The sequence below is a fragment of the Methanosphaera sp. WGK6 genome, from assembly GCF_001729965.1.
GTDB lineage: Archaea > Methanobacteriota > Methanobacteria > Methanobacteriales > Methanobacteriaceae > Methanosphaera.
In genome coordinates this window covers 1-26,270 of the sequence record NZ_JRWK01000009.1, presented here as the reverse complement: position 1 = coordinate 26,270, position 26,270 = coordinate 1, and the positions used below count along the sequence as shown (strand labels likewise).

The following is a 26,270-nucleotide window of genomic DNA, read 5'->3' as shown; positions in this document are numbered from 1 at the left end:
TTTATTTTTGTTTTGCATCTTGAAATACATTTTATTTTATATTTAAAAATATTATTTTTCTTCTTATATAAGTATTTTGTTTTGCATGATGAAAAACATAGTAATTTAGAAAACAGAACTATTTATAAAACAAGTATAAACCACTAAAAAGATAAAATAATACATAAAAAGTACTAATTAATAAATTAAACAACACATTACCAAAAAAATAAAAAAGAGAATAAAAAAAATAATCTATAAATTATCCACAATATCCCTAAATACATCAACACTTATTTTACTACTATTGGGCTTATTATCACAGTTAATATTATCAGTAGAATTCATATACTGGCCATACTCATTATTATCCAAAGCATCAAGAAAATTATTAATACTACCTATCATATCAATTAATTCATCCCTATTATTAGGATAATCCAAGTAAAGTGATGGAATATGCATTTTTCTTAGATATTTAATAATAATCTTATAAGTATTATAACAACCAGTACCTCCACCAAATAATATTAAATTATTCAAGGTATTATACATCTGCTCTGCTTTTCTAGTTTTTCTACCAAGAATAATTGTAGCCTCAGCATTACTTAAAATATTATCATATAAACATAATCTGCCACGTACACCTGATGGAACTTCACTAGAGGTGTACTTATTTCCAGTCATAACACTATATCCTTCCATATTAAATGGTGGTGCATTTCTATCAAAATCACTATCATCATATGGATCTTTTTCACGTAAATCATCCTCTGAAATATTAGTAGCTGATAAAACTTCATGTCCTCGTTTATTAACAATATGCTCAATTATCATTGCACAATCTGGAAATACTGCAATCTTCATTAGAATAACACTCCAATATAATTAATATCTTATATATAGAATTAAATTAATAAAGATTTTATTTAATAAAAAAAGTTAACTAAAAAAAGGATAAATGGGGTTTAAGAACGATTTAATGTATTTTTATCAGCTTGGTATAATGAAAAGCTTTCATTTACTGTAGAACCATTTTGCCAGAATACATGTGATAAAGTACCATTAGTATATTGTCTAACATACCCATTAGAATAAGTTACAATATATGAATTATCTGTACCATTTAATGTCCTTGTTCCTGTTATAGACACATTACTTTCCATGGTATTATTTTCTACAACATGTTCTGTATTATTTGTTGTATCATCTTGGTTTTGCATAACTCCCAATCCAATTATTAATGCAACTGCAATGATAAATAATGTTATTGGAACTAATAGTTCACTTTTCAAGATTATACTCCTCCATTCACTTATTAAAACTAAACATTTATAGATTAATAACATATTGGATTAAAATAATATAAATACTTTTTTAGTTAATACTCCAATATAAATAAAAGTGAAAAAAAACATCTTCTATGAATTAAATAAATAATTATAAAATATAAATGCTATTAAACAGGAAGGAGGCATATTTACATGAGTGAAGGAAGTAAAGAAACAGAAAATACTAGAATAGAAAAAGATGCAGAAAACATATCTGAAATAGAATTATTATACACATTTGATGTTATTATATTTGAACATACATTACTCGAATCAGAAAAATATTCCTATAGTATATGTTGGACAAATCCTAAACAAATATATGATGTGGTTATAGAAGATAAACAAAAAGGCAAACTTGTAAAATACGAAGTTGTTAAAAAATCATCACCAAAATTAAGCAAATACTTCAATTTAATAAAAGGTGAAAAACTAGTTGATGATGGATGTCAAATAACATGTACAAGTCATTCAATAGAATACAAACTATAATGGTATTTCAAAAAAAGGGTAGTATTGTGATTTAAACAAATCACTTATTAAGAACACAACCATATCCAGGATTTTTTATACAAAAATTACAGGATATACACTTAGATGGTGTATTATCTCCACCAAGCCATTTATTTGGTAAATCAGGTTCACATAACAATGGTCTGGATAATGAAATAGCTTCAAAACCATCAAATAAATCCTCTTCAGCTTCTTCCAAGCTACGTATTCCACCAACAAGAATAACAGGACAATACACCTGTCTCATAACTTCCATACCTACATCTTTATTATATCCCTCATTTTCATAAGCCTTAATACCAGCAACAATAGATGGAGTACAACTAAGCTCAATAGCACCAATCTGCATATCCGATAAGTATTTACATGTTCTCACACAATCCTCTGGTGTAATTCCATTATCAGCATTCACAGTATCTAATTTAATCCATATTGCAAAATCATAACCTACAACATCACGAATAGCAGTAAATATTTCACCTAAAATAGTACAATTATCAACACCATACTTATCACTACGATGATTATAATTACTATTTAAAAACCTACTTAATAAAAAACCATGAGCTGCATGAATCTCAACACCATCAAAACCAGCCTCTTTCACACGACGAGCACCATCAGCATGATTTTTTATAATCTGTTCAATATCACTAGTACTTAAATTATCAACATCTACTTCTTTATTATCCTTAATATAATTAGCTTGAGTTAATTGTACTATTGCAAGACAATCTCCTTCATGAATAACAGATGCAAGACGAGTATATTCACTTATTCTTTCATCACAATCAATTCTTGGAAAATGTTCATAACCTCTACAATTACTAAGAATACTAGCCTCCACTATAATTGTTCCAACACCACCATATGCTAAATCATGATAAGTCTCATATACCTTATCATTTAAATAACCCTCCTTATCAGCATAACCTGTAACAGTAGCTGATCTTACAAGTCTATTTTTCGCAATAAAATTTCCTCTATGTACTGAATATGATAACATATTTTTATAACATCCTATTTTTTTTAAATATATACAAATATTAGTAAACTATAATTATTTACAACTTTCGATTAATTATATTAACACTACTAAAATTAGATACAAAAAGAATAATATGACAATATTCATAATAAAACATCTAAAAAAAGTTCATATATAATCTATTTAATTTATAAGTATATTTTACAATAATTTATTCATTATACTCATGTTTTATTTGAATTATTTTTTTATGAATTTATGAATATGCAGTGTATTTTTTTTGTTTTATACATTTTCAATGTCCTAAGAATATATTTCATAACTTTTTTAGAAAGATTATAGTGAAATTTTTTACAAAATGTAAAAAAAGTAAAAAATATTTATTAATACTTGTAATATATGAATATAATATATTGAAAAAATTGTGTTTAGAGGGAATATGATTTTATTATAAAATTAAAAGAAGGATACTATCATGATACTCGAAGAATTATTTGGAAAAACTGCACGAATAAAAATAATGGAAGAATTATTATCTAAATGGGGACAATTTCTTACAGCAGAAGAAATATCCACTATGGCAGAAGTTTCTAAAAAAACAGTTTATATTCATATGAATAAACTTGAAGAACTTGGACTTATTACAGTTGAAAAAAAATCTATGAGAAGATATAAATTAAATGAAAATGATGAACGTGCATTAGCTTTAGGATTAATTGAAACAAATGAATATTCAAGACAAAATAGTTCTATGGTTGTGGATTAGGAAATTTCTTCAGAAACACAGGAAATATTCATTAACTTATCCAAAAACACAGTTTAACAATGATACTTTATTTAAATTAAATATTAATCCTGATGAAGAAATTAAAATATATACTTAAGGAGGTAATAACATTGAATGAAGAAAATATTAAACAAAACAATATATTAATTCCTGAAGATTTACCTGAAATACATATAACTGGTTGTGCAGTAGCATCAACACCATATAATATACGTTTGATTTTATTCAATGAAGAATTAGAAAAAACAGGAGATATTTCAGATACTTTAGAATTATTTAAAACTGCAAAAGCAGAAGTAATTATGCACCCTGCAGTAGCAAAACAAGTAGCAGACTTATTAAATAATGCAATTGAAAATTATGAAAAAAATAAGTAATTTAAATTATCATGTCTAAACTAGAAAAAAATATTAATTCTATATTATTTGTCTTAGATATATTAGATATCTGAATAATGTTGTACTTTTAAGTCTGTATAATCCTGTTTTTGATTGGGTTTGATTGGTATTATATTAAATGAGTTTAATTCTTCATTTATTATTTTGCGTATTGGTTCTGTATCATATGCTTTGTCTGCTACTATATAATATGGTTTATATTGTTTTATACTTCTTAAACATGCTTTTGCAAACTGTGTATCATGTTTATGGTTTTTGTTGGATTCTTTTATATTTATCATTTTATTGTCTTGTACTTGTTCTGGTATAATTGTCATTATATTGTTGTTTATTTTTTAATTGAATAAATGGTTTTATATTAGTTATATTTTTTTAAATTTATTTTTTTTAATTATAAAAGGGATTATTTTGAAAATTTAATGTTAATTTTTTAAATTATATTGTTAATTATATTTTTAAGTATTTTATTTGTATTGATTCATATTTTAAATAATAATTTTATTTTTTTGTAGATTTAATTGATTATACTTTTTTAAACTTATATAAATTTATATTAAAAATATTTATTGTCATTTTAATTATAAAAAATTATATAATAAAAATATGACAAAATATTATTTATGGAAGAGAATAATATGAAAGTTATTGGGGTAAGATTAAAGTCATTAAGAGAAGAAAATAACTTCACTCAAAAACAGATTGCAGACTATTTAGATTATGATCAAAGTTATATAGCCAAATTAGAAAAAGGTGAGAGAAATCTAACTGTATATGCATTAGAAGAGTTATGTGATTTATATAATTGTTCTGAAGATTATATACTAGAAGGAAAAGGAACATGTGTTCAATTAAAATATAATTTTAGAAAGAATGTGAAAAAATTAAATATTCATACAATTGCAAAAATGAATAAATTAGTAAGAAACTTAGATTTTTTATCTGAAATAGCAAAGGAGATCGATGATTAAATGAATAAATATCCTAAATATTATTTGGAATTAGATGAAGAAGCAAAAAAATGTAGGGAAATGTGGGATGTATCTGTTGATGATTCTATTGATCTATTTGCTGTAGTGTTAGGTAAAATTAAAGATTTAACAATTATTTTTTTAAATTTTGATAATGATTTTAGTGGATGTTGTCATGAATCTGAAAATAATCAGAAAATAATTTTCATAAATAAGAATCATTCTTATGGAAGACAACGTTTTACTTTGGCTCATGAATTGTATCATTTATTAGTTGAAAAAAATGGGGATTATCCTAATAAATCTAGTGAAAAAAATGCAAATATATTTGCTTCCTGTTTGTTATTACCACATACAGCTTTAAGAAAATATGAGGAAAAAGAGATTAAAGGATGGAATATGGAGAATATTATTAAAGCAGAACAATATTTTCAAATTAGTCACAGTGCTTTTTTAAAAAGATTATTACTGTTAAAAAAAATAAATAAAACCGAATATAATACATTACAATATAATGTGAAACGTAAGGCTATGGAGTTAGGATATCCTACAAAATTATATGATGAAAGTTATGAAAATAATGAAGTAGTTTTAGGAAATTATTTAAAACTAGTAAAAAAATTAGAAGATTATGGATTAATATCTCATGGAAAAAAAGAAGAAATCTTGATGGATGCCTTTTATGATAATTTGGTATTTGATCAAGAGGAGGTTTCAATTGATTAAAACTCCCATAATTTATGATACTGATTGTCTAAGTTGCTTTATAACTATTAATCAAATAAATATTCTTCAAAATTTATTTGAATCAATAATTATACCTAAAACAAGTATTTAAAGAATTTGAAAAAAAAGAAAGATAAACGATTTGATAAACTTATTAATGATGCTATCAACTCTAAATTTATAATAATTAAAGAAATAGAAATAAATACTCCTGCCCAATACATAAACAAAGAACTAAAACGTGGTACTTATACAAAGTATCATATTGGAAAAGGAGAATCAGCAGCATTATCATTAGCAATAGCTAATAATGGAACATTAGCTAGTAATAATACAAGGGATGTTATAGAAATTGTTACTAAGTTTAAAATTGATTGGGTTACTACAGGTGATATTCTTATAGAAGCATATCATAAGCGAATAATCACAGAAGAGGCATGAAATAGTTTATGGAAACAAATGTTAGATAAAGGAAGACATTTAACAACAACTACTTTTACTGAATATTTAAATAATGATAAAACACATCCTCCTAATTATAAAAGATCAATGAACTGATGAACATATATATTCATTAAATTCAATATGTATTTTTTCATATTTTCTTGTTTTTTCTATAATTGTTTATTATTTTAAACTTTTGAAGTTTTTTTAGAATTAGTTTTTTTAGAAGTGGGTGGTGAGGGGTTGGAGAGTTGTTTATATTATGTTTTCTCCTACTTTTCTTGCTTTTTCAAGTTGGTCTTCTTTTTCTTTGATTGCTAGTGGTTCGTTGTTTTCAGATAAGGTTACTATTTCTCCTGTTTGGAATCCGAGCATTCCGAATGCTTGAAGTTGTGCTTTAACTTGTGGCATGTATACTTCTTCTTCTGATGCACCATTGGTTGTGATTATTGAGAATGTTTTTTTGGAGAAAAGTTCTTGTGATGGTTCGTGCATGAAATATGAGTACATTCTGTCTATTACGAGTTTTGCTTGTGCTGTTACGTCGATAAAGTAAATTGGTGTTCCAAGGATGATTCCATCTGCTTCTTCGATTGCTTTGTATACTTTTTGCATGTCGTCATCTATTGCACATTTTCCGTCGTGTGCTTTACAGTAGTTGTCTGCTTGACATCCCATTATTTGTAGTTTTGCAACGTCGATTAATTCTGTTTCTGCACCTTTTGCAGCTGCTGCTTCAAGTGCTGTTTCTAATGCTATTTTCACGTTACTGTTTTCGCCTCTTGGGCTTGCACATAATCCTATTACTTTCATTTTATATCACCTATTATATTATGTTAGTTATTTATAGGGTTTTTAGTATTTATATTGTTGTGTAGTTAATGTTTGTTTTTAGTTTTTCAATGTTTTTTATACTTTAAAAGTTCTTATATGTATTTATTTCGATTTTAATGGTTTTTAAAGTTGTTTTATTTTTTTAAATAATCTTGTTGTGTATTATTTTCTTATTTATTTTGTATTACTTCTTTTTTATGTGTATGGGTTTCTATTTATTTATAATGTTTATTATAAATCATTATGGTTTAAGTTATTTTGGTGCTTGTCTTAGGGGTTTGTTCATAGTTTATTATAATGGTGGTTATGTGGTGTTTTTTTGTTTTTTGTGGTTTAATGTTTTTGGAAAACTGTGTGTATGATAAGAATTTAATATTTCTATTTATGTTGGTCTTAATTTGGATTTAAATATAATTAAGGGATTAGAATTAGAAAATAAGCTTATTTTTAAGGGGTATATTTATATGTGAATAGAAAGTAATATAGTAGTAAGTTAGTTATTAATGTATGATAACTAACGATTTTTTTAGAAGAGAAAAAATAATTATATACCCATGATTATATAATTACAAGGAGGTTTTATAATTAAGGGTTATTATGGATTGATCTTCTTAGTAGTAACAGTAATGTTACTCATAGGATCAGCTGCGGCTACTGATACAACAGACAATGATATAAACAATATGGGTGTATCAGATAGCTTATCAGTAAGTAGTACTTCAAGTATGAATACTACTGGTAATACCGCAACTGCTACAACACAAAACAAGATAAATTCAAGTAGCACATCAAGTAAAACAATTAATAGCATAACTAGCAGTACTACTTCTAGTAGTACAGGAAGTTCATTAAACAATTCATCAACAGCAAGTTCTATTTCATCAGGGACAAAATCAATTAAAAGCAGTTCAAGCAGCACTAATTTAACTACCAAGACATCTGTTACTTCAGTGACAGGGTCTCCTGGTAAAACTGTGACTTTAAAAGCAGTTATAAGATTAAGTAATGGGACATATGTTAAGAATGGTACTGTTGCATTTAAGATTAATGGTAAGACTATAGGTCAAACTAGTGTATCTGGTGGTGGAGCAAAATTAAATTATACAATTCCATCATCATTTGTTAATACTAAATATACTATTACCGCAGTATATGGGGGAAACTCTGTATATGCATCATCAAAAAGCAATGGAAATTTAACATTAACACCAAATACAAGTACAAAAGTATCAGTAAATAAACTAACAGCTTATGCTGGTCAAAATGTACTATTGAAGGCTACTGTTAAGACAAGTAGTAATGTGGGTGTAACTTCAGGAAAAGTTGCATTTAAGATTAATGGTAAAACTGTTGGATATGGTTCTGTATCTAATGGTGTAGCAACATTAAATTATACAATACCAACAAGTTATAAGGATTCAACATATACAATTACTGTAGTTTATGGGGGAAATGGTAAATATATAACTTCCCGTTCTAATGGTGTTTTAAGTGTATATCAAAGACAAGCTACCAGTGTAACTGTAAGTAGTATAGCTTCTGCGGCTGGTAAAACTGTGACTTTAATAGGTACAGTAAAAACTAGTGGTGGAGCATATGTTAAGAATGGTACTGTTGCATTTAAGATTAATGGTAAAACTGTTGGATATGCTAATGTATCTGGAGGTGTAGCTAAGTTAAATTATAATATACCTTCAAATTTCAGAGATGCATCATATACAATTACAGTAGTGTATGGAGAAAACAATTATTATAACTCAAATAAGGCTAATGGTACATTAAGATTATCAAATTCTGCTAATATTATTGTACCAGCAGGTTATGAGAAGTATGTTGTATCTACATCAAATTGTAATATTAAGGCTTCTAATATTCAATCACTAGCTAATAGTATTTTAAATAAGATGTCTGGTTCAAGTACTTTAAGTGTTGCAAAGTATATATTCACATATATTAATAGTATTACATCATATAGTGGTTATTATAATACACGTTATGGTGCTTCAAAGACTTTATCTAATAGGTATGGTAATTGTGTTGATTTAGCACACCTTGTTATTGCAGTTACAAGAGCTTGCAATATACCTGCACGTTATTGTCATGCTACATGTTATTTCCGTAGTGGTCTTGTTACAGGTCATGTATGGGCAGAAGTATATGTTGGTGGCACATGGTATAAATGTGATGCTTCATCTAAAAGTAATACATTTGGTAGTACTGTGAATTGGCGGACTAGTGGGTCTGTTACAAGGTATATTTCATTACCATTCTAAATTCCCATCTTATTTTTTTTAAAACTTTTTTTCTTATTTTTATACTAGACTTTTATTTTTATCTAATTCAGACTATTTTATGAAATACTTTTTTTTTGAAATGGAATTATTTTTTAACAAGAACATATAGATATTATACATATAATATTAGGTGATTTATAATGAAAGTATTATTAGTAAATGGTAGTCCTCGTGAAAAGGGATGTACCTACACAGCATTAACTGAAATAGCACAACAATTAAAACAAAATGATATTGATAGTGAGATATACTGGATGGGATTGAAAACAATTCGTGGATGTATTGCATGTGGTGCATGTAAGAAAAATCCTGGTAAATGTGTATTTGATGATGATATCTGTAATGAGTTAATTAATAAAATGGTTGAAGCTGATGGTGTGGTATTTGGTTCACCAGTATACTATGCGAGTGTACGTGGAGAAGTATGCACATTACTTGATCGTGTATTTTATGCAGCAGGCAGTAAATTTGCTGGAAAACCTGCAGCAGGTATTGTAAGTTGTCGTCGTGGTGGTTCTACAGCATCATATGATAGATTTAATAAGTATTTTGGTATTTCAAGAATGCCTATAGTATCTAGTCAGTACTGGAATGGTGTTCATGGTAATACTCCTGATGAAGTAAAAGAGGATCTTGAAGGATTACAAATTATGAGAACTCTTGCTGATGAAATGGCATGGCTACTTAAGGCTATTGAAAATACTCCAAGACCTGAAGCAGAGAAACCTACACCTACAAACTTTATAAGATAACTTATTATTCTCTTTTTTACTTTCTTTTTTTTGGGGACGTGTTTTATTTCTAAATTATAATTAATTTTATTAGTTTTGTATACTATTTTTTCATAATTATTATACAATATATATAATAATATTATATTCAATTTAACTTTATCAGTGAAAATGAAAACTATTTATATAATTGTAGTATAAACTATTATTTATATCAAAAAAACATTAAACTATTTTGATTATAATAAGGAGTGATGAGAATGGTAGAAATAGTATTAGAAAGAGATGATTGTACAAGTTGTGGAAATTGTGTAGAAATAGATGAAACATTATTTACATTTGATAGTGATGATAAGGCAACAATGGTTGGTGCACAAAGAGATGATGATATGGATGAACTGGAAGTAGAAGATGCATCAATATACCAGCAAGCAGCAGATGCATGTTCTGGTGAATGTATTGAAGTGTATGATGATTAACTTCATCAAAAAAATATACACTTTCCACTTTAAAAGGGAGTGCTTAACCAAATTCATAAATTATAAAAGATAGGTTAATAATCCCCATTATTTTTTTTATTCAATATTTTTAATATCTAGAACAGGTGTACCATCAAGTAGGTCAACACCAGAGAATATTATGAAATTATCTTCAATTCGTTTTATGTTAATTTTAGTAATGCCTATTGGATTTGGTCTGCGAGGAGCATTTGTTGAGAAAAGACCTGTCATTGGACCTTTACCATTAAGGGGAACAGTTAAATCATAACCTTTTGATTTATGAAAGTGAAATATAACATAGTATTCTTCATTAACTTTTAAATCTGCCATAGCTTCTATAAATTCAGGATTTACTTCTAAACTGGCTTCAATAATACCAAAATCTCGTGAATTTTTAGGTAGGTCTTCTAAATTATTGTAGATGGAATGTATTTTTCCGATTGGCTTGTAACTAATCTTTTTAACCAATTTAATCAACCTCTATTTTTGAAAAAATAATTTAAAACTATATAATTATATAACTTGTTTTAAGTTTAAATACTTTTATAAAAAAATATGAACATATTATGATACAATACATATATTCATATAAAAAGATATAATAATTAATTAAAAAGAACAAATATTATTATAATTAATCATTCATAATGGGAATGTTGAATATGAATTTATTTGAAAAATCAGATCTCATAGAATTTAAAACATTAAAATATATCATAGATAATACAGAAGAACATCATATTACTTGTAAAATAAATATAATGATGCAATCAGATAAAATTGACACACCATATTATATGGATACAAAAATAGCAATAACTCATTGTAGTGAAACTGAAAATAAGGGAATAATTCATGCAATGGATGTGTTAAGTCATCATAGAATGTATAATCTTACAGAAGAAAAATATAATGAAATGAAAAATATAATAGAGTATAGTTTTAGTAAGAAAGAACAAACAAAGATATTAACAGTAAATATGACAGATACTAAATATGAAATAGAAATAAGAACGCTCAATAAAACAAAACTAGATAAAATACTATCACAATATAAAATATTATTTGATAAGATAGATGAACTAGCATGAGAAAATACTAAAATAAAATAGTAACTCATATCTCTTTTTTTATTAAAATTTATTCTTAACTAATATGGATAAATAATATAACTTTGTTATACAAATACATTTACCTTAAATTATATTATCTAAAATATACAAAGTATATGTAATTATATTTAATTTCTCAACAAATACAATAAGAGAAATGCTATTAATATAATTTCTTAAAAATATTTAATGTGAGAGGACATGTCAGAAAATAAACAAAAATGGGACAGTAATCTCAGCTTTCTTTTTGCAATGATAGGCTCTGCAGTAGGACTAGGTAATATATGGCGTTACCCCTATGTTGCATATACAAATGGGGGAGGATCATTTCTAATACCCTACATAGTTTCAATAATATGTATGGGTATACCACTACTATTTGTTGAATACGGAGCAGGATTCAAATTTAAAGCAGGAATGAGTAAAATTGTCCGTGAAATAAATAAGAAATATGAATACCTTGGATGGTTTATATTAACACCAACATTTTTTATATTAACATATTATTGTTGTGTAGTAGCATGGGATTTAATATATCTACCACTAAGCTTTACAAAGGGATGGGGAGCAAGTCCTGATAACTTCTTTACAAATATAGTATTAGATGCAGGAAATCCTGGAGGATTATTCCACATAGCAATACTAGTACTATGTGCTGTAGTAATAGTATGGTTTATATTATGGTTTATATCACATCGTAATCTTAATGAAGGTGTAGGTAAATTTAATAAAATATTCATACCATTACTATTTGTAATGATGATTATCATAGTATTATCAGCAATAACTCTTCCTGGAGCAAGTATAGGTATTGCTAAACTATTAACACCAAATCTAAGTGCAATATTTGACCTAAATATATGGTTAGCAGCATTTGGACAAATATTGTTTAGTTTAAGTGTGGGAATGAGTATAGCTCTAGCATATGCAAGCTATCTTGATGATAAAACTGATCTTCCAAAAAATGCATTAACAGTAGCTATTGCAAATTCATTATTTGAAATATTTACAGCTATTGGTGTATTTGCAATTCTTGGATATATGAGTACAACTCATAATATTCCAATAGATCAACTGGTAAGTCAAGGTACAGGTCTTGCATTTGTGGTTTTCCCTCAAATATTTAATGTAATGGGAACACTTGGATATATTATAGGACCATTGTTCTTCTTCTGTTTATTATTTGCTGGTTTAACATCAAACATATCAGTTATAGAACCATTAGCACTTGCAATATCTGATAAATTTGCATTATCTCGTTCAAAAGCAGTTACAATTGTCTGTGGTGCAGGATTTATAATATCCTTAATTTATACAACCTCTATGGGTGGTGACCTACTAGGTATTGTAGATACATTTGCTAATAACTTTGGAGTAGTATTTAATGTTATACTTGAAATAATTATATTTGCATGGATTTATGGTCTTGAAAACATAATTCCAAGTATTAATAAAAATGCTAAGTTTCTTAAATTAGGACATAAATGGACAATACTAGTTAAGTATGTGATTCTAGTAATAGTATTATGTATATGGATTTCTGGTATTGTAACAACATTACTAAGTGGTGAAACATTAACTGTTACTGTTGAATTAATATTATTTATTGCACTAATTGGTATTCCAGCAGTATTAACAAAGCTTCCAGCTAGAAATGATGACTATTAGATAAAATAGTTATCCTCTTAACCACCAAATTATCTTTTTTTTAAAAACATTATTACTCTTCATATATTTCTATTCCAACAATCAAAAATCATATAACCCAATAATAAAATATATTAAATATATATAGATTTCATGTAAACTAAGGGAGATTAAATAATAATGGAGTATAGAACAATAGGAAATACAGGAATTAAGATAAGTGAAATAGCATTTGGAGCAGAATGGATGGGAGCATTCTCTGATGAAGAAGTAACAGAACTTGTCAAGTACTGTAAAAAACAAGGAATTAACTCACTAGATTGTTGGATGTCTGACCCAGATATTAGACGAAAACTCGGAAATGCAATAGCTGATGATAGAGAATACTGGATAATACAAGGACATATTGGTTCAACATGGCAAAACAATCAATATGTACGAACAAGAGACATGACACAAGTAAAAAAATCATTCAAGGACCTACTAGATAAATTTAATACAGACTACATGGACTTTGGAATGATACACTATGTAGATGAAGTAAAAGAATATGAAAAAATAATGAATGGAGAATTCATAGAATACGTAAGACAACTAAAAAAAGAAAACAAGATACATCACATAGGAATAAGCACACATAATGCAGATGTAGCACTACTTGCTGCAAGAGAAGAAGAAATAGAATTAATACTATTTAGTATAAACCCTGCATTTGATATAATGCCTGCAACAGAAGATCTTGAAGTCTACAGAGACAATTCCAAGTACACTGCAGACTTAAATAGTATAGATCCAAAAAGAGTAGAATTATACCAGTTATGTGAAGATAATAATACAGCACTAACTGTGATGAAGGGATATGATGGTGGAATACTCTTCGATGAAAAAGAATCACCATTTGGTGTAGCATTAACACCAGTACACTGCATAGAATATGCATTATCAAGGCCAGCAGTAAAATCCATATTTGTGGGAATAAAAACAATAAAAGAATTAGATGGAGCACTAGAATATTATAATGCAACAGAAGAAGAAAAAGATTATAATAAAATCCTTGCAAAGTCAACAAAACGTTCCTTTGAGGGTCAATGTACATACTGTGGGCACTGTGCACCATGTCCTGTAAATATTAATGTTGCAATGATAACAAAGTATCATGATTTAGCAGTGATACAAGAAGAAGTACCTGAAAGTATACGAGAACACTATAATAACCTCCAAGCACATGCAAGTGATTGTATAGAATGTGGTGGCTGTGAGGATAGATGTCCATTTAATGTGAAAATAATAGAACTCATGCATAAAGCAGAAAAACTATTTGGAAACTAGTATTAATAATACTATTATCTTCTTCTCTTTTTTTTAACTCATATTCTCTTTTAGAAAAGATTTAAACTAAAATTATCCTTATAAAAACTAGAAATTAATCATTAAAAATAATAAAAAAAGCCCCAAATAAGGGGGAAGTTAAAGGGGATTAGAATTATAATACACAACTAATTAAACATATTTAAGTTCATCAGCAGAACATGGATACTGATTAATTAAGTCATACCTGAATAATGCATAACCATTAGATCCACCATCAACTGCTGCTTGTGCATCACTTTCAAGTGTTGTTTTATTTAATTTCACATAACTTCCATTTGATGTTTTATATGTTTGAAGTATAGATACAACTTTTGAGTTTATAGACTGAGTTACTGTATAATTAGTCACATCACTAATCCATGACGTGTTTTTATTATAATCATACCTATAAGCCATTACCATAATCACATCAAGATAATTACTTAAAGCAGTGCAATCCTGTCCATAATATGTTTTAGTTGCACCTTTTTCAGGAAATACAGTTCCAGATAATATGATATTTTTATCATAGCCTTTAACAATAGTGTTTACTTTTTTAACAAAGTCTGTTACTACACTACTATTTACGCCATAAGTACTACCAGAGTATCTAATATAATCAAGACATACTCCATCTACACCATTAATTCTTACAACTTTTTGTATGAATGTTGTAATCATATTTTGTTGTGTGCTATTCATATTTATACCATCACTTGTCTTAAAACATACAATCCATGCATGTACACGTATACCTGTATTATTACATAACTTGATAACATTTTCAAGTGTGGTTGTACTATTTATTGAAGCTCTTGCCTGTACATATACATCTGTTATTCCACTATTTTTCCATACTGTTACATTATTTTTATTAACAACTGCTCCTATTGATACAAAGAGTCCTGTGGTCTTATCTGTATTATTATTTTTTATTGTTATATTGTTTGTGGTCATAGCTGATTTTATGGTTCCATTTGTGTCCACGTAGTATGCATTGATACTTGTTTTTCCATTTAATGTTGTTGGTAGTAGGTATTTATAGGTTGTTGTTGCATTTTTCACACTACTGTTTCCAATTATGGTATTGTTTAGTATGTATATTATTGTTCCATTGTTTAGTTTAGTGTTTTTTAGTGTTATGTTTGATACTTTTATTGTTATATTGCTTCCTGCATCTGCAGTAGTTGGTGTTATGAGTGTTAGGCCTATTTCTGGTTTTCCAACTATTATGCTTGTCTGTGTCTTATTGGTTGAGTATGTGTTTCCTGTTGTGGTGTAGTATGCTTCTATTTTGTATGTTCCATTATATGTTGTTGGTACTTGATAGTATGTTGTTGCAGTATTGTTTTTAACACCTGTCTTTGAGATTATGGTATTGTTTAGTAGTATTGTGACTATTCCATCATTTATTCGGTTGTTTTTATTGTTTAGAATCACATCTACTTTTAGTAGTCCCATACGTACTGTTTTTGGTGGTGTGTTTATTGTTATTTTATTTACTAGTTCTGTATTGTTTTCAGTGTAGAATGCATTATTTATGATGGTTTTAGCACTGCTTAATTGATTGTTTCCACTGTATGTTATTGTTATATGATTAAATCCTATCATGGACTTACTTGTTTTTATAGTAAATTCTACAATTCCATCAACAGGTTTAAGGGTGTATGCTGTGTTATTTACTTTATATGTGTTATCATTTATTTTAAGTCCTATTTTTCCACTTCTTGCCAGGTAATCTGTTCCATTAGTTATATTTACTCTTATTTTCACTGTATCTCCAATATATGATGCATTTGTTGTAGTAACACTTATTACTGGAGCATATGGTGTGAGTGTTAGTGTGGATGTGGCTTGTGTGCCTTGAAGGTAGTTTGTCTCATTTGTCCTGAATGTTATATTGTATTTTCCACTACTGTACTTGTATGGTGATATTTTAAATTTATATGTTGCTGTTCCATTAATGATATTAGTTGTTCCAAGTAATTGATTGTTTAGTAGAACTTCTACTTTCTGTTTTACAACATTAATACCTTTTATTGTTTTAAAGTTTGCTCTAAGAGTTGCAGTATCTCCAAGCTTTGTTGTAGTATTATCTACTACTGCTACTACTTGACTTTTATTGTTATTATCAATAATTAATGCATTAATAAAGTCAACACGTGCACCTGCTATTTTACTATTTCCACTATAGGTTATGGTTATATTATTTTTTCCAACCATTTTACTTGTAGTATTTATTGTAAATGTAGCAGTTCCATTTCGTACTTTTACTATATATGCCGTGTTATTTATCATATAGGACTTCTTATTTATCTTTATTCCAGCATTTCCATTTGTAGAATAAGTGGAATTACTAGTTATATTTACTGTAATCATTACAGAATTTCCAGATACGTTATTTGAAGTAATTTTTACTTCTGGCTTATATCCTTCTACTACAAGTAGAGAATCTGCTCGTAGACCCTCATAGATGTTACTTCCACCATACACATAGTTTACAGTATAATTTGTCTTACTATAAGTGCCTGGTTTAAGATAAAATGTATAATTTATCTCATTATTATTTATCTTTGTCTTACCAATTGTCTTATTATTAAGTTTCACAGCTACATTTTCACCATTTATCACAGAATTATCCCCTGTTTCTATCATAGCATGTAATGTTACATTAGATCCAAGATATTCATGAGTGGTATTTGTAGTTAGACTTGTTTTAATCTTATGATCTTCAATTACACTTTCATAATCTGTAGAACTCGGAGTATCTGCAGGATAATAAATTTCACTAGGACTACCAATATTTCCAGAAGAACTAGCATAATCCATACCATGATAAGAAGTACCACTAGATACTGAACTACCGTCATCATCATAGTCTTCAGCACTAACAACAGATACACTAAAAATCATGATAAATGCAATTAAACATAAAATCTTAGTATACTTAGATATCTTAAAAACCTCCATTAAAATTTAATCATAAATAATTATGTAATTAACAATATATAATGATAATCTTAATAAACAAGAGAAAAACCATAAAAACAACAACCAACAACACATATAAAACCAAAACAAAACATGAAATAAAATTGATTAAAAAATAAAACTTAAATAAGTCAAGTAATAAAAATATATAATAACAAATGGAAAAAAAGTAAATCAACACTTAAATTCCACAAAAAAAATTTAAAGGATTAAAAAAAATCACATGGTGAATCACAATGGAACCACCCCAAAAAAGTATAAAATGCACAATAGATGAACTAACAAACATCCAACTACCAGTAAACACTCAATTTGACCTAACAATAACAAAAAACAATATAGACTATGAATTCAAAATACACCTAAAAGATGACAGTGACAAACTACTAGTACTAGCACCCGATGCAATAAGAGACACAAGCCATGACAGAACAAAACCATACTATGAAAGACTAGACTGGAACTTCACAGAATCAACAATCCACTTCAACGATCCAACAACATACATCCACGATGACATAAAAGGTGGCTGGGGAATAGGAACCATGGACGACTGGTACCTAAAAAATATAAGCCAAATAATCCAACAAATAGCCCAAAAAATATACAAATACAAAAACACCAACAAATACACAAACATACTATTCTATGGAAGCAAAATGGGAGCATTCATGGCACTAACACTAGCAATACTAACACAAGAATCAATAGCAATAGTAGAAATGCCAAAAACAAAAGTATTTGACAGACAAAAAGAATCACTAATAACCAACATATTCCAAAACAAATCACTAAACGAGATAAACAATAAATTCGGACACAGAATAAACATATTTGAACTAATCAAAAAAGAAGAATACATACCAAACACATACATCATAACAAACCTCAACAAAAAATACATAACACTCTTCAAAAAACTAGGAAAACTACCATTCATCAAAAACCAGAAAAACAAAATACACATAAGACTAGACAATGAAAACACAACACAAAAACCACTAGAATCCTACGAACTAAGAAACCTCATACACAACATAAACAAACTAAACGACACAAACTACTTCACAGAATCACAACTACTACACAAAAAAGTACGAGAAGAAAACCAGAAAATAAGCCAATACCAAGAAGAACTAACAATACAACTACAAGAAGCACAAAAAAACAACCAAAAAATACAAGAATACGAACAACAACTACAAACAGAAAAAGAAAAACTAGAACAAAACAACAAAACACTCGAAGAAAACACACAAAAACTAACAGAAAAAGTAAACAAAATAAAAACAAACACACAAAAACTAGAACAACTAGAACGCAAATTCATACTATCCAAAAAAGAAAACATAGAACAAGAAAAACAAATACAAGAAAAAACACAAGAAAACCAAGAACTAACAACACAAATACAAGAAAACAATAAAACACACACACAACAAATAAAAGAACTAGAAAAGAAAAACACAAAAACACAAACAAAACTAGACCAATCAATAAAATACATAAAACAATACAAAACACTACTACAACAATACAAGACAAGAGAAATAAAAAGAGAAGACCAACTAGCATACAACAAAATAAGCATGGACTACTACCAACTAAAAACAACACTTAAAAAGAAACTAACACAACCACTACCATACATATACATAATCCTAAAATCCAGAAAAAACACAACAACAAACATAAAACTACACAGAAAAATACAAAAAAACAGATGGCTAGACATAGGATACTACCTATCCAAAAACAAAGACCTAAAAAGAGACAAATGGTGCAAATGGCTAACACCCGAAACACACTACATATGCTACGGAATAGACGAAAAAAGAAAACCATACGAAAACTACACACAACCACTAAACAGACAAGAAATACTACAACAACTAAAATAAATATTAATCACCCAAACTATTTTTTTTAAAATAAAATGTTTAAAAATGTCGAGTACACACGACAAAATAATATAAAATACAAAATTTGTTCAATACACACGACAAAAAAATTATTTATAAACGTCTATTCTTATAATTATTATAGACATAACTATTTTATATATAATAAACATACCTATATTCATATTAAAAATGTCTGTTATACAAGACAGAATCTATATAATTTATATTTTTGTTTAATATATAAGACAAAAAAAATAATCTTGTGAGGAAGCAGAATATGTCCCAAAAAATACTAAAAAGAAAACAATACACAGAAAAACTAGAACAACTAATAGATACAGAAACCATCAAAGTTCTCACAGGAGTAAGAAGATGTGGAAAAACATACATACTTAAATCAATAGAAAAAACACTTAAAGAAAAACAAATACCTCCTAAAAATATAATATACATATCATTCGAATCATTTGAATATAATTCTATCAAAAACTACATAGATTTAGGTAATCATATCAAAAAAATCACAGAAGAAATAGAAGGTAAAATATATTTCCTATTTGATGAAATACAAAATATAAATCAATGGGAAAAAATAATCAATGCATTACGAGTAGATTATCACTGTGATATATACATCACGGGATCAAACTCAAACATGTTATCTGGAGAACTAGCAACACTACTAGCAGGACGATATATTCAATATCAAATATACCCATTTTCATACAATGAAATTCTAGAATACCATAAAGAAATATTACATGAAGAAATAACACCCACCAAAGAAATAGAAATATTTAACAAATACATGGAATATGGTGGATTTCCAGAAATACTAAAATATCCAGAAGAACTAAAACAGAAGTATCTAGACTCTTTATACAATACAATCATACTTAAAGACATAGTAAAAAGAAATGAAATAAGAGACTATGACTTCTTAGAAAGATTATTATCATACATAATAAACAACATAGGAGGACTATTTTCTGCAAGAAAAATATCAAAATACTTCAAACATGAAAACAGAAAAATATCACTTGATAAAATATTAAGATATATTTCCTACATAATAGATGCAAATATCATCATGAAAAGCAAACGTGAAAACATGAAAGGAAAACAAATACTAACAATAAATGAAAAATATTACTTAGTGGATGTAGGATTATACAATAATTTAATACCAAAACAATACAGAAATATTGGGAGTATTCTTGAAAATATAATATATGTAGAACTCATAAGAAGAGGCTATAAAATCACAATAGGAAAACAAGATAACCTAGAAGTAGATTTTATATGTAGAAACTTAGAAAAAACAATATATATCCAAGTATCATGGTCAATAGTTGACCAAACAACACAAGAAAGAGAAATTAAACCCCTACTAAACATTAAAGACAATAACCCAAAATATATACTATCCATGGATACATTTAATTTCTCAAGAGACAACATCACTCATATAAATGTAATAGACTTCTTAAAAAATGAAACAATATGAGAAATCATATTTTTTTGAAAAGGAGTGAATACACTAGAACAACTATATGTTATTCAAGGTATTCTATTAAAAAAATGAATAAACAAAAATATGTAGTGCTAAGTAATGTTTCCACAATATATAGTCTATTTTAAACACTCTCAATTGGCCTTGTTAATTCATATGGATTATCTGAGTTTCCATACTATATAGTCTATTTTAAACCCGTATTACTGTTCTATAATTTCTTTTTGTTGCTTCTTTGTTTCCATACAATATAGTCTATTTTAAACTATTTTTATTTTTTCAAAATTCATCATAAAACACCTGGTTTTCATACTATTACAGTCTATTTTAAAATTTTGTTCATAATATTTTTTTTCTATTAATTTATTATGAATGTATTTTCTTTGAATTTATACTTCAAATCAAGTTTCCATACTATTATAGTCTATTTAAAATGATTATTTATATGTCTTTTTTTATAATGTAATAAATTTTTTTATTTAATCTTATTCTTCATATCAATAAAAAACATTTATATACTTCAAATTATAATAAGTATAATTAAGAAGAAATTGAAATTAAAATTAAATTGATACTTTCTAAAATGGAGGTTTTTATGAGATTAATTCTAAAATTTAACCCATTAAAAAATAGTAATTATTATGAAATTGGTAAATATGATATTCAAGGTTTTATTTATAATTTAATTAAAGATACTGAATTTAAAAATTATCATAATGTTAAAGGATTTAAGTTCTTTAATTTTTCTAATATTTTTCCAGTTACAGATTTTAAGCAGGATGAATATAAAAACTTAATTATATCATCCCCGAGTAGTGCTTTTATCAAACTACTTTATTATCAATTATCTCATATGGAAGTATTTAGATTAAATAAGTATTATATGGAAATTATTAGTTTAAAAATTTTTAATAAACAGTGTACGGGTTCTATAATTACTGGAACACCTATTGCATTGTTTGAAGATAATTATTCCAATAAATATTTTTCATTTAATAATAATAGTTTTGATTTTTTCTTCAATAGGTTAAAAGATAATGCTATAAAGAAATATGTAGCATATACGGGGGATGATTTTAATTTAGAATCGGATATTTTTGATTCATTTGAATTAACGAGAGAAGTTTCTGTTAGGATTTCTATGAAAGATAATACTTTTATTATTATAGGTAGTCTTTGGAAAACTCTGGAAAAGGAACTTAATAGAGATAATAAGCAATTTTATAATTTTTTATTAGACTGTGGGTTAGGTGAAAAAAATAGTTTAGGTTTTGGATTTATTAATAATAGGAGGTGAAATTTTGATTAATAGTATGTATGAGTTAGGTAAATTTTGGATTAATAAAGATAATTTGGATCAGTTATCTGTTATTTTAGATGCTGATAAATTTGAACATACTCGAAAAGTATTATATGTTAATATTAATATGGATGATTTGTCTTATGATGGTATTATTGAAGAAGATTATAAAAAAGAGGATGATTTACATTATTTATATAAAAAGGGATCATCACGAGGTACTAATCTTTCACCATCAGCATTCATTACTGATGTTGATAAGACATTTGATGGTAAATTTATTAAATGGTTTAAAAATCATGCTAAAAAAGATGAATTTATAAATAATGTTTATACAATTCTTGAAGAGAATAGAAATGTTATATTAAGTAATCTTGGAGAATATTATGGAAATATATCTCCTGAAAATAGGCGTAATGTTTTATTAACAATTCGATTTAAAGATCAGAATGAGTTTAAATATTTGGATAATATGGATGAACCTTATAATATTTTTAGAACTTTATTGTTAGATAAAGCTAATGAAAAATATTATTCTATGACATCGCCTAAAATAAAAAGTAGTGGAAATGCAAAATGCTATCTTTGTGATGAGAAAAAAGAGGTTCATGGTCTAGTTCCAAGTTCTATTGGTTTAACATTTGGAACTGTTGATAAACCTGGAAATACTCCTGAATTAAATAGGATAAATCAATGGAAACAATCAAGTATTTGTGCTGATTGTGCATTATATTTAGAAGCTGGGAAAAAGTTTGTTGAACGTTTCCTGAGTTTTTCAGAATTTGGACTTAGATTTTATGTGATTCCAACAGTATTTTTTAATAATAATGAAGTATTAGATGAATTATATGATGAATTAGTGGACCTTGAAGATAAAAGAAAATATTCTGAAATAAGTGATGTAGAGGAGGAATTATCTGATTTAGTCGAGGATTTGAATGATATTTTGGAATTTAAATTTTTATATTATGAAAAAAATAATAATTCCTTCAACATATTAGGTTATGTTGAAAGTATTATTCCATCATGGTTACAAAAAATATATTTAAGTCAAAAAGAAGTAAAATCATTAACTATTTTCAATGAAGATCATATGAAAGAAATATTTGGAGATAAAGTTACAGGAGATTTTATTAAGTTAGTATCCACTAATAATAAAACATATTTAAGCCAATATAATTGGTATCTTGGATTTTTAAGAGATTTTACATCAACAAGAAATAGTAATAAATACTATCTTGAAATAGTAAACTCCATAATGAGTAATAATACGATTGACTATGATTTTTTATTAGAACAAATAATGAGTGTTATACGAAAAAATTGGAGAAATTATGATGAAGAATATGGATTTATGAGGTATAATGTATTTAAAGGATTACATTTATTGATACTATTAGATAAGTTAAATTTATTTAAAGGAGGTAAAAAATTGTCTTTTGAAGATAAAAAAGGAGAAGATATACTAACTATGTTGGATACTCCTGAAAAAAGAGCATGTTTACTTATAGGTATATTAACAAAAAAACTCACAAGAATTCAATATAAAAGATTGAATTCAACACCTTTTGTTAAAAAATTATGGGGTTTAAACTTAGATAACAAAAAATTAAAACAAGCATATAAAGAAGTAATTAATAAATTAACTGAATATGATTCACTTTATAGTTATAAGAAAATTGAAGAATTGATTTCAATTAATTTATTAGAATCAGATAAAAGTTGGAAATTAAATAAAAATGAAACTAGTTACTACTTTGTATTAGGTTTCACAATAGGTGATAATTTTAAATTAGATGATAAAGGAGTTGATTTAAATGAATAGGTCTGAATTATTATTCATATATGATATAAATGATGCAAATCCTAATGGTGATCCATTAGATGAAAATAAACCTAGAATAGATGAAGATACTGAGAAAAATATAGTTACAGATGTTAGATTAAAACGTACTATACGTGATTATCTAGAAGAATATGCTGATGAATCAATATTTGTAAAAGAAAAAGTAAGTGAAAGTGGTGAAGGAATTCAAGATGCTAAAGCACGTGCAAAGGATTTTTTACCTGAAGGTGATTATGAATCATTAGATGATGCAAAAAAAATCATGAAAGAAAATATTTTATCTGAATGTATTGATGCTCGTCTTTTTGGTGGTACAATACCTATTGAAGTTAAAATAAAAAAGAAAAATCAATCTGGTTCCATAACATTAACAGGACCTGTACAATTTAGAATGGGTAGATCACTTAATAGAGTTAATATTGAACATATAAAAGGAACAGGAGCATTTGCTTCTGGAGATAGTAAATCTCAAAAAACATTCCGTGAAGAATATGTAGTACACTATTCATTAGTTACATTTTATGGAGCAATTAATGAAAATGCTGCAAAATATACTCATATGGGTGAAGAAGATATTAATAAATTACTTGATGGTATGTGGAATGGTACTAAAAATCTTATCACACGATCAAAATTTGGTCAAACACCAAGATTATTATTACAAATTGAATATTCAGAAAATAACTTCTTTATTGGTGATTTGAACAATAAATTATCTATAAAACATGATTTTGATAGTGATAAAGAAATAAGAAGTATTAATGAATTTACATTAGTATATGATCAACTATTAAATAGTTTTGAAAAATATTCTGATAAGATTAGTAAAATTTATTATAAATTAGATGATAGTTTGAAAACAGAGGATAATTCAAATAAATCATTAATTGAAAACATTAATTCCTTAGGAATAGAAACTGAAGAACTTCTATTATAAAGGTGATTATTATGAATCTAGTAGTGTTTGATGTATGGGGTGATTATGCATATTTCAGACGTGGATATACAACTACTTCCACTATTTCATATCCATTTCCCAGTCGAACAACAATTGCAGGTTTCATTTCAGGAATTCTTGGAAAAGAAAGAGATTCATATTATGATTTATTTCAAAAAAACAATAGTAAAATTGGATTAAAAATAATTAATCCTATTGAAAAAACTCGAATTAATTTAAATTATGTTAATACTAAAGAAAGTATTGTTTTATTTGAAATTAAGGGAAATGGAAAAAGAACACAAGTTCCTGCTGAATTTCTTAAAAATGTAAAATATAGAATATATTTATCTTTAGATGATGACGATATTCTAAATGAGTTCTATGGATTATTAAAAGAACATAAAAGTGTTTACACACCATACCTTGGAATATCTGAATGTTTAGCTAATTTTAGTTTAGTAAGTGAAGATATATTTTCTGTAGAACCGATTAAAGAAGAAAATGTTCATATTGACTCAGTAGTTCTTAAAAATAGTGGTAAACTAGTTATAGAATCTGGAAAACGTTATGGTGTTATAAAATCACCAGGTTATATGGATGAAAACAGAGTTGTTTCTGATTTTCTTGAATATTACTATGAAAGTAATGGTAAAAGTATATTGTTAGATTCTTGTGAATATTATAAGGTTGGAGAAGATAATGTCATACTATACTAGTACGCTTTATTCACATCCTGATAAGAAATTAACTGAACATTTATTGAATGTAGCTGATAATTCAAAAAATATTTTTGAAACACTTTGCATAGAAAATAATTCTTTCTATGCAGATATTTCTTTTTTAATTGGATTAGCTCATGATTTTGCAAAATGCACTAGTTTTTTTCAAAGACATTTATTTGATAATTATCAAAGTGAAAAAACATATCATAGTTTTTTATCTGCAATTTTTGGATATTATATCATTAAAGACTATGTGAACAGAAAATGTATTAATGATGTATATTCACCTATTTTAGGATATATTTGTATAATACGTCATCATGGTGATTTAAAAAATATTCATGATAAATCTATGACTTCTGAATATCATAATATAAAAGAGATTCCACCATATATATTTGAACAAATAAATGATATAAAATCCAATGATTTAGTTGAGTTTAAAGATTTTT

At 26.8% G+C, this 26,270-nt stretch carries 26 protein-coding genes; 19 read left to right on the top strand and 7 right to left on the bottom strand.

What is annotated here, in order from left to right:
* Positions 1–234: 234 nt before the first annotated feature.
* Both NL43_RS05670 and NL43_RS05665 read right to left on the bottom strand, forming a co-directional pair.
* On the bottom strand, positions 235–846 hold the full coding sequence (locus tag NL43_RS05670; protein WP_069593077.1) for a DUF2112 family protein: 612 nt from the start codon (positions 844–846) through the stop codon (positions 235–237).
* 101 nt (positions 847–947) lie between these two features.
* Entirely contained in the window at positions 948–1,274 is a 327-nt protein-coding gene (locus NL43_RS05665) for a hypothetical protein (protein WP_069593076.1), read from the bottom strand.
* Positions 1,275–1,463: 189 nt separating this feature from the next.
* Between NL43_RS05665 and NL43_RS05660 the strand changes: the two genes are divergently transcribed.
* The gene (locus NL43_RS05660; RefSeq protein ID WP_069593075.1) at positions 1,464–1,802 is read left to right on the top strand and encodes a hypothetical protein; all 339 of its coding nucleotides are present in this window, start codon (positions 1,464–1,466) and stop codon (positions 1,800–1,802) included.
* A 40-nt stretch (positions 1,803–1,842) separates the two neighbouring features.
* On the opposite strand, the gene NL43_RS05655 is transcribed toward NL43_RS05660, so the two are convergent.
* A complete protein-coding gene (locus NL43_RS05655) occupies positions 1,843–2,829 on the bottom strand; it encodes an NADH:flavin oxidoreductase (RefSeq protein ID WP_069593074.1) in 987 nt (328 codons plus the stop codon).
* 457 nt (positions 2,830–3,286) lie between these two features.
* Between NL43_RS05655 and NL43_RS05650 the strand changes: the two genes are divergently transcribed.
* Both NL43_RS05650 and NL43_RS05645 read left to right on the top strand, forming a co-directional pair.
* Positions 3,287–3,577 (top strand): winged helix-turn-helix domain-containing protein, encoded by a 291-nt coding sequence (locus NL43_RS05650; RefSeq protein WP_069593073.1) that lies wholly within the window; start codon positions 3,287–3,289, stop codon positions 3,575–3,577.
* A 131-nt stretch (positions 3,578–3,708) separates the two neighbouring features.
* Entirely contained in the window at positions 3,709–3,975 is a 267-nt protein-coding gene (locus NL43_RS05645; RefSeq protein WP_069593072.1) for a DUF3467 domain-containing protein, read from the top strand.
* 62 nt (positions 3,976–4,037) lie between these two features.
* Here NL43_RS05645 and NL43_RS05640 read toward each other — a convergent pair whose 3' ends face one another.
* Positions 4,038–4,313 carry a transposase gene (locus tag NL43_RS05640; RefSeq protein ID WP_069593071.1) on the bottom strand — a complete coding sequence of 92 codons (276 nt, stop codon included), beginning with the start codon at positions 4,311–4,313 and terminating at the stop codon, positions 4,038–4,040.
* Positions 4,314–4,631: 318 nt separating this feature from the next.
* Here NL43_RS05640 and NL43_RS05635 point away from each other — a divergent pair, with 318 nt between their 5' ends.
* The 3 genes from NL43_RS05635 to NL43_RS05625 all read left to right on the top strand — a co-directional run bounded on the left by NL43_RS05635 (position 4,632) and on the right by NL43_RS05625 (position 6,131).
* The gene (locus NL43_RS05635) at positions 4,632–4,964 is read left to right on the top strand and encodes a helix-turn-helix domain-containing protein (RefSeq protein ID WP_158005559.1); all 333 of its coding nucleotides are present in this window, start codon (positions 4,632–4,634) and stop codon (positions 4,962–4,964) included.
* Complete coding sequence (locus tag NL43_RS05630) at positions 4,965–5,690, top strand: ImmA/IrrE family metallo-endopeptidase (protein WP_084790431.1); 726 nt, start codon at positions 4,965–4,967, stop codon at positions 5,688–5,690.
* A 117-nt stretch (positions 5,691–5,807) separates the two neighbouring features.
* Positions 5,808–6,131, top strand: a complete 324-nt coding sequence (locus NL43_RS05625; protein ID WP_069593069.1) for a hypothetical protein — start codon at positions 5,808–5,810, stop codon at positions 6,129–6,131.
* 258 nt (positions 6,132–6,389) lie between these two features.
* Here NL43_RS05625 and NL43_RS05620 read toward each other — a convergent pair whose 3' ends face one another.
* Complete coding sequence (locus NL43_RS05620; RefSeq protein ID WP_069593068.1) at positions 6,390–6,947, bottom strand: flavodoxin family protein; 558 nt, start codon at positions 6,945–6,947, stop codon at positions 6,390–6,392.
* A gap of 623 nt (positions 6,948–7,570) precedes the next feature.
* On the opposite strand from NL43_RS05620, the gene NL43_RS05615 reads away from it, so the two are divergent.
* The 3 genes from NL43_RS05615 to NL43_RS05605 all read left to right on the top strand — a co-directional run bounded on the left by NL43_RS05615 (position 7,571) and on the right by NL43_RS05605 (position 10,472).
* A complete protein-coding gene (locus NL43_RS05615; protein WP_069593067.1) occupies positions 7,571–9,241 on the top strand; it encodes an Ig-like domain repeat protein in 1,671 nt (556 codons plus the stop codon).
* A 161-nt stretch (positions 9,242–9,402) separates the two neighbouring features.
* Positions 9,403–10,014, top strand: a complete 612-nt coding sequence (locus tag NL43_RS05610) for a flavodoxin family protein (RefSeq protein ID WP_069593066.1) — start codon at positions 9,403–9,405, stop codon at positions 10,012–10,014.
* 239 nt (positions 10,015–10,253) lie between these two features.
* Positions 10,254–10,472, top strand: a complete 219-nt coding sequence (locus NL43_RS05605; protein WP_069593065.1) for a ferredoxin — start codon at positions 10,254–10,256, stop codon at positions 10,470–10,472.
* Between the two features lie 96 nt (positions 10,473–10,568).
* Here the strand turns inward: NL43_RS05605 and NL43_RS05600 are convergent, their stop codons facing one another.
* The gene (locus NL43_RS05600) at positions 10,569–10,961 is read right to left on the bottom strand and encodes a TrmO family methyltransferase (RefSeq protein ID WP_069593064.1); all 393 of its coding nucleotides are present in this window, start codon (positions 10,959–10,961) and stop codon (positions 10,569–10,571) included.
* A 194-nt stretch (positions 10,962–11,155) separates the two neighbouring features.
* Here NL43_RS05600 and NL43_RS05595 point away from each other — a divergent pair, with 194 nt between their 5' ends.
* From NL43_RS05595 to NL43_RS05585, 3 genes are all read left to right on the top strand, one after another.
* Positions 11,156–11,584, top strand: a complete 429-nt coding sequence (locus NL43_RS05595) for a hypothetical protein (RefSeq protein WP_069593063.1) — start codon at positions 11,156–11,158, stop codon at positions 11,582–11,584.
* Between the two features lie 222 nt (positions 11,585–11,806).
* Positions 11,807–13,273, top strand: coding sequence for a sodium-dependent transporter (locus tag NL43_RS05590; protein WP_069593062.1), 1,467 nt, complete (start codon positions 11,807–11,809; stop codon positions 13,271–13,273).
* Positions 13,274–13,432: 159 nt separating this feature from the next.
* Positions 13,433–14,581, top strand: coding sequence for an aldo/keto reductase (locus NL43_RS05585; protein ID WP_069593061.1), 1,149 nt, complete (start codon positions 13,433–13,435; stop codon positions 14,579–14,581).
* A gap of 171 nt (positions 14,582–14,752) precedes the next feature.
* On the opposite strand, the gene NL43_RS05580 is transcribed toward NL43_RS05585, so the two are convergent.
* On the bottom strand, positions 14,753–17,572 hold the full coding sequence (locus NL43_RS05580) for a hypothetical protein (protein ID WP_158005558.1): 2,820 nt from the start codon (positions 17,570–17,572) through the stop codon (positions 14,753–14,755).
* 257 nt (positions 17,573–17,829) lie between these two features.
* Between NL43_RS05580 and NL43_RS05575 the strand changes: the two genes are divergently transcribed.
* From NL43_RS05575 to NL43_RS05545, 7 genes are all read left to right on the top strand, one after another.
* Entirely contained in the window at positions 17,830–19,494 is a 1,665-nt protein-coding gene (locus NL43_RS05575; protein ID WP_069593059.1) for a hypothetical protein, read from the top strand.
* Positions 19,495–19,774: 280 nt separating this feature from the next.
* Positions 19,775–21,004, top strand: a complete 1,230-nt coding sequence (locus NL43_RS05570; protein ID WP_241776226.1) for an ATP-binding protein — start codon at positions 19,775–19,777, stop codon at positions 21,002–21,004.
* Between the two features lie 601 nt (positions 21,005–21,605).
* Entirely contained in the window at positions 21,606–22,307 is a 702-nt protein-coding gene (gene cas6, locus NL43_RS05565) for a CRISPR-associated endoribonuclease Cas6 (protein WP_069593058.1), read from the top strand.
* A 4-nt stretch (positions 22,308–22,311) separates the two neighbouring features.
* Positions 22,312–24,135 carry a TIGR02556 family CRISPR-associated protein gene (locus NL43_RS05560; RefSeq protein ID WP_143741330.1) on the top strand — a complete coding sequence of 608 codons (1,824 nt, stop codon included), beginning with the start codon at positions 22,312–22,314 and terminating at the stop codon, positions 24,133–24,135.
* Positions 24,128–25,093 (top strand): type I-B CRISPR-associated protein Cas7/Csh2, encoded by a 966-nt coding sequence (gene cas7b / locus NL43_RS05555; RefSeq protein WP_069593056.1) that lies wholly within the window; start codon positions 24,128–24,130, stop codon positions 25,091–25,093. Before NL43_RS05560 ends, cas7b begins: the two co-directional genes overlap by 8 nt.
* An 11-nt stretch (positions 25,094–25,104) precedes the next feature.
* The gene (gene cas5b, locus NL43_RS05550; RefSeq protein ID WP_069593055.1) at positions 25,105–25,812 is read left to right on the top strand and encodes a type I-B CRISPR-associated protein Cas5b; all 708 of its coding nucleotides are present in this window, start codon (positions 25,105–25,107) and stop codon (positions 25,810–25,812) included.
* Positions 25,796–26,270: CRISPR-associated endonuclease Cas3'' (locus NL43_RS05545; protein ID WP_069593054.1), on the top strand; the 475-nt coding region annotated here is incomplete at its 3' end. The genes cas5b and NL43_RS05545, both read left to right, overlap by 17 nt.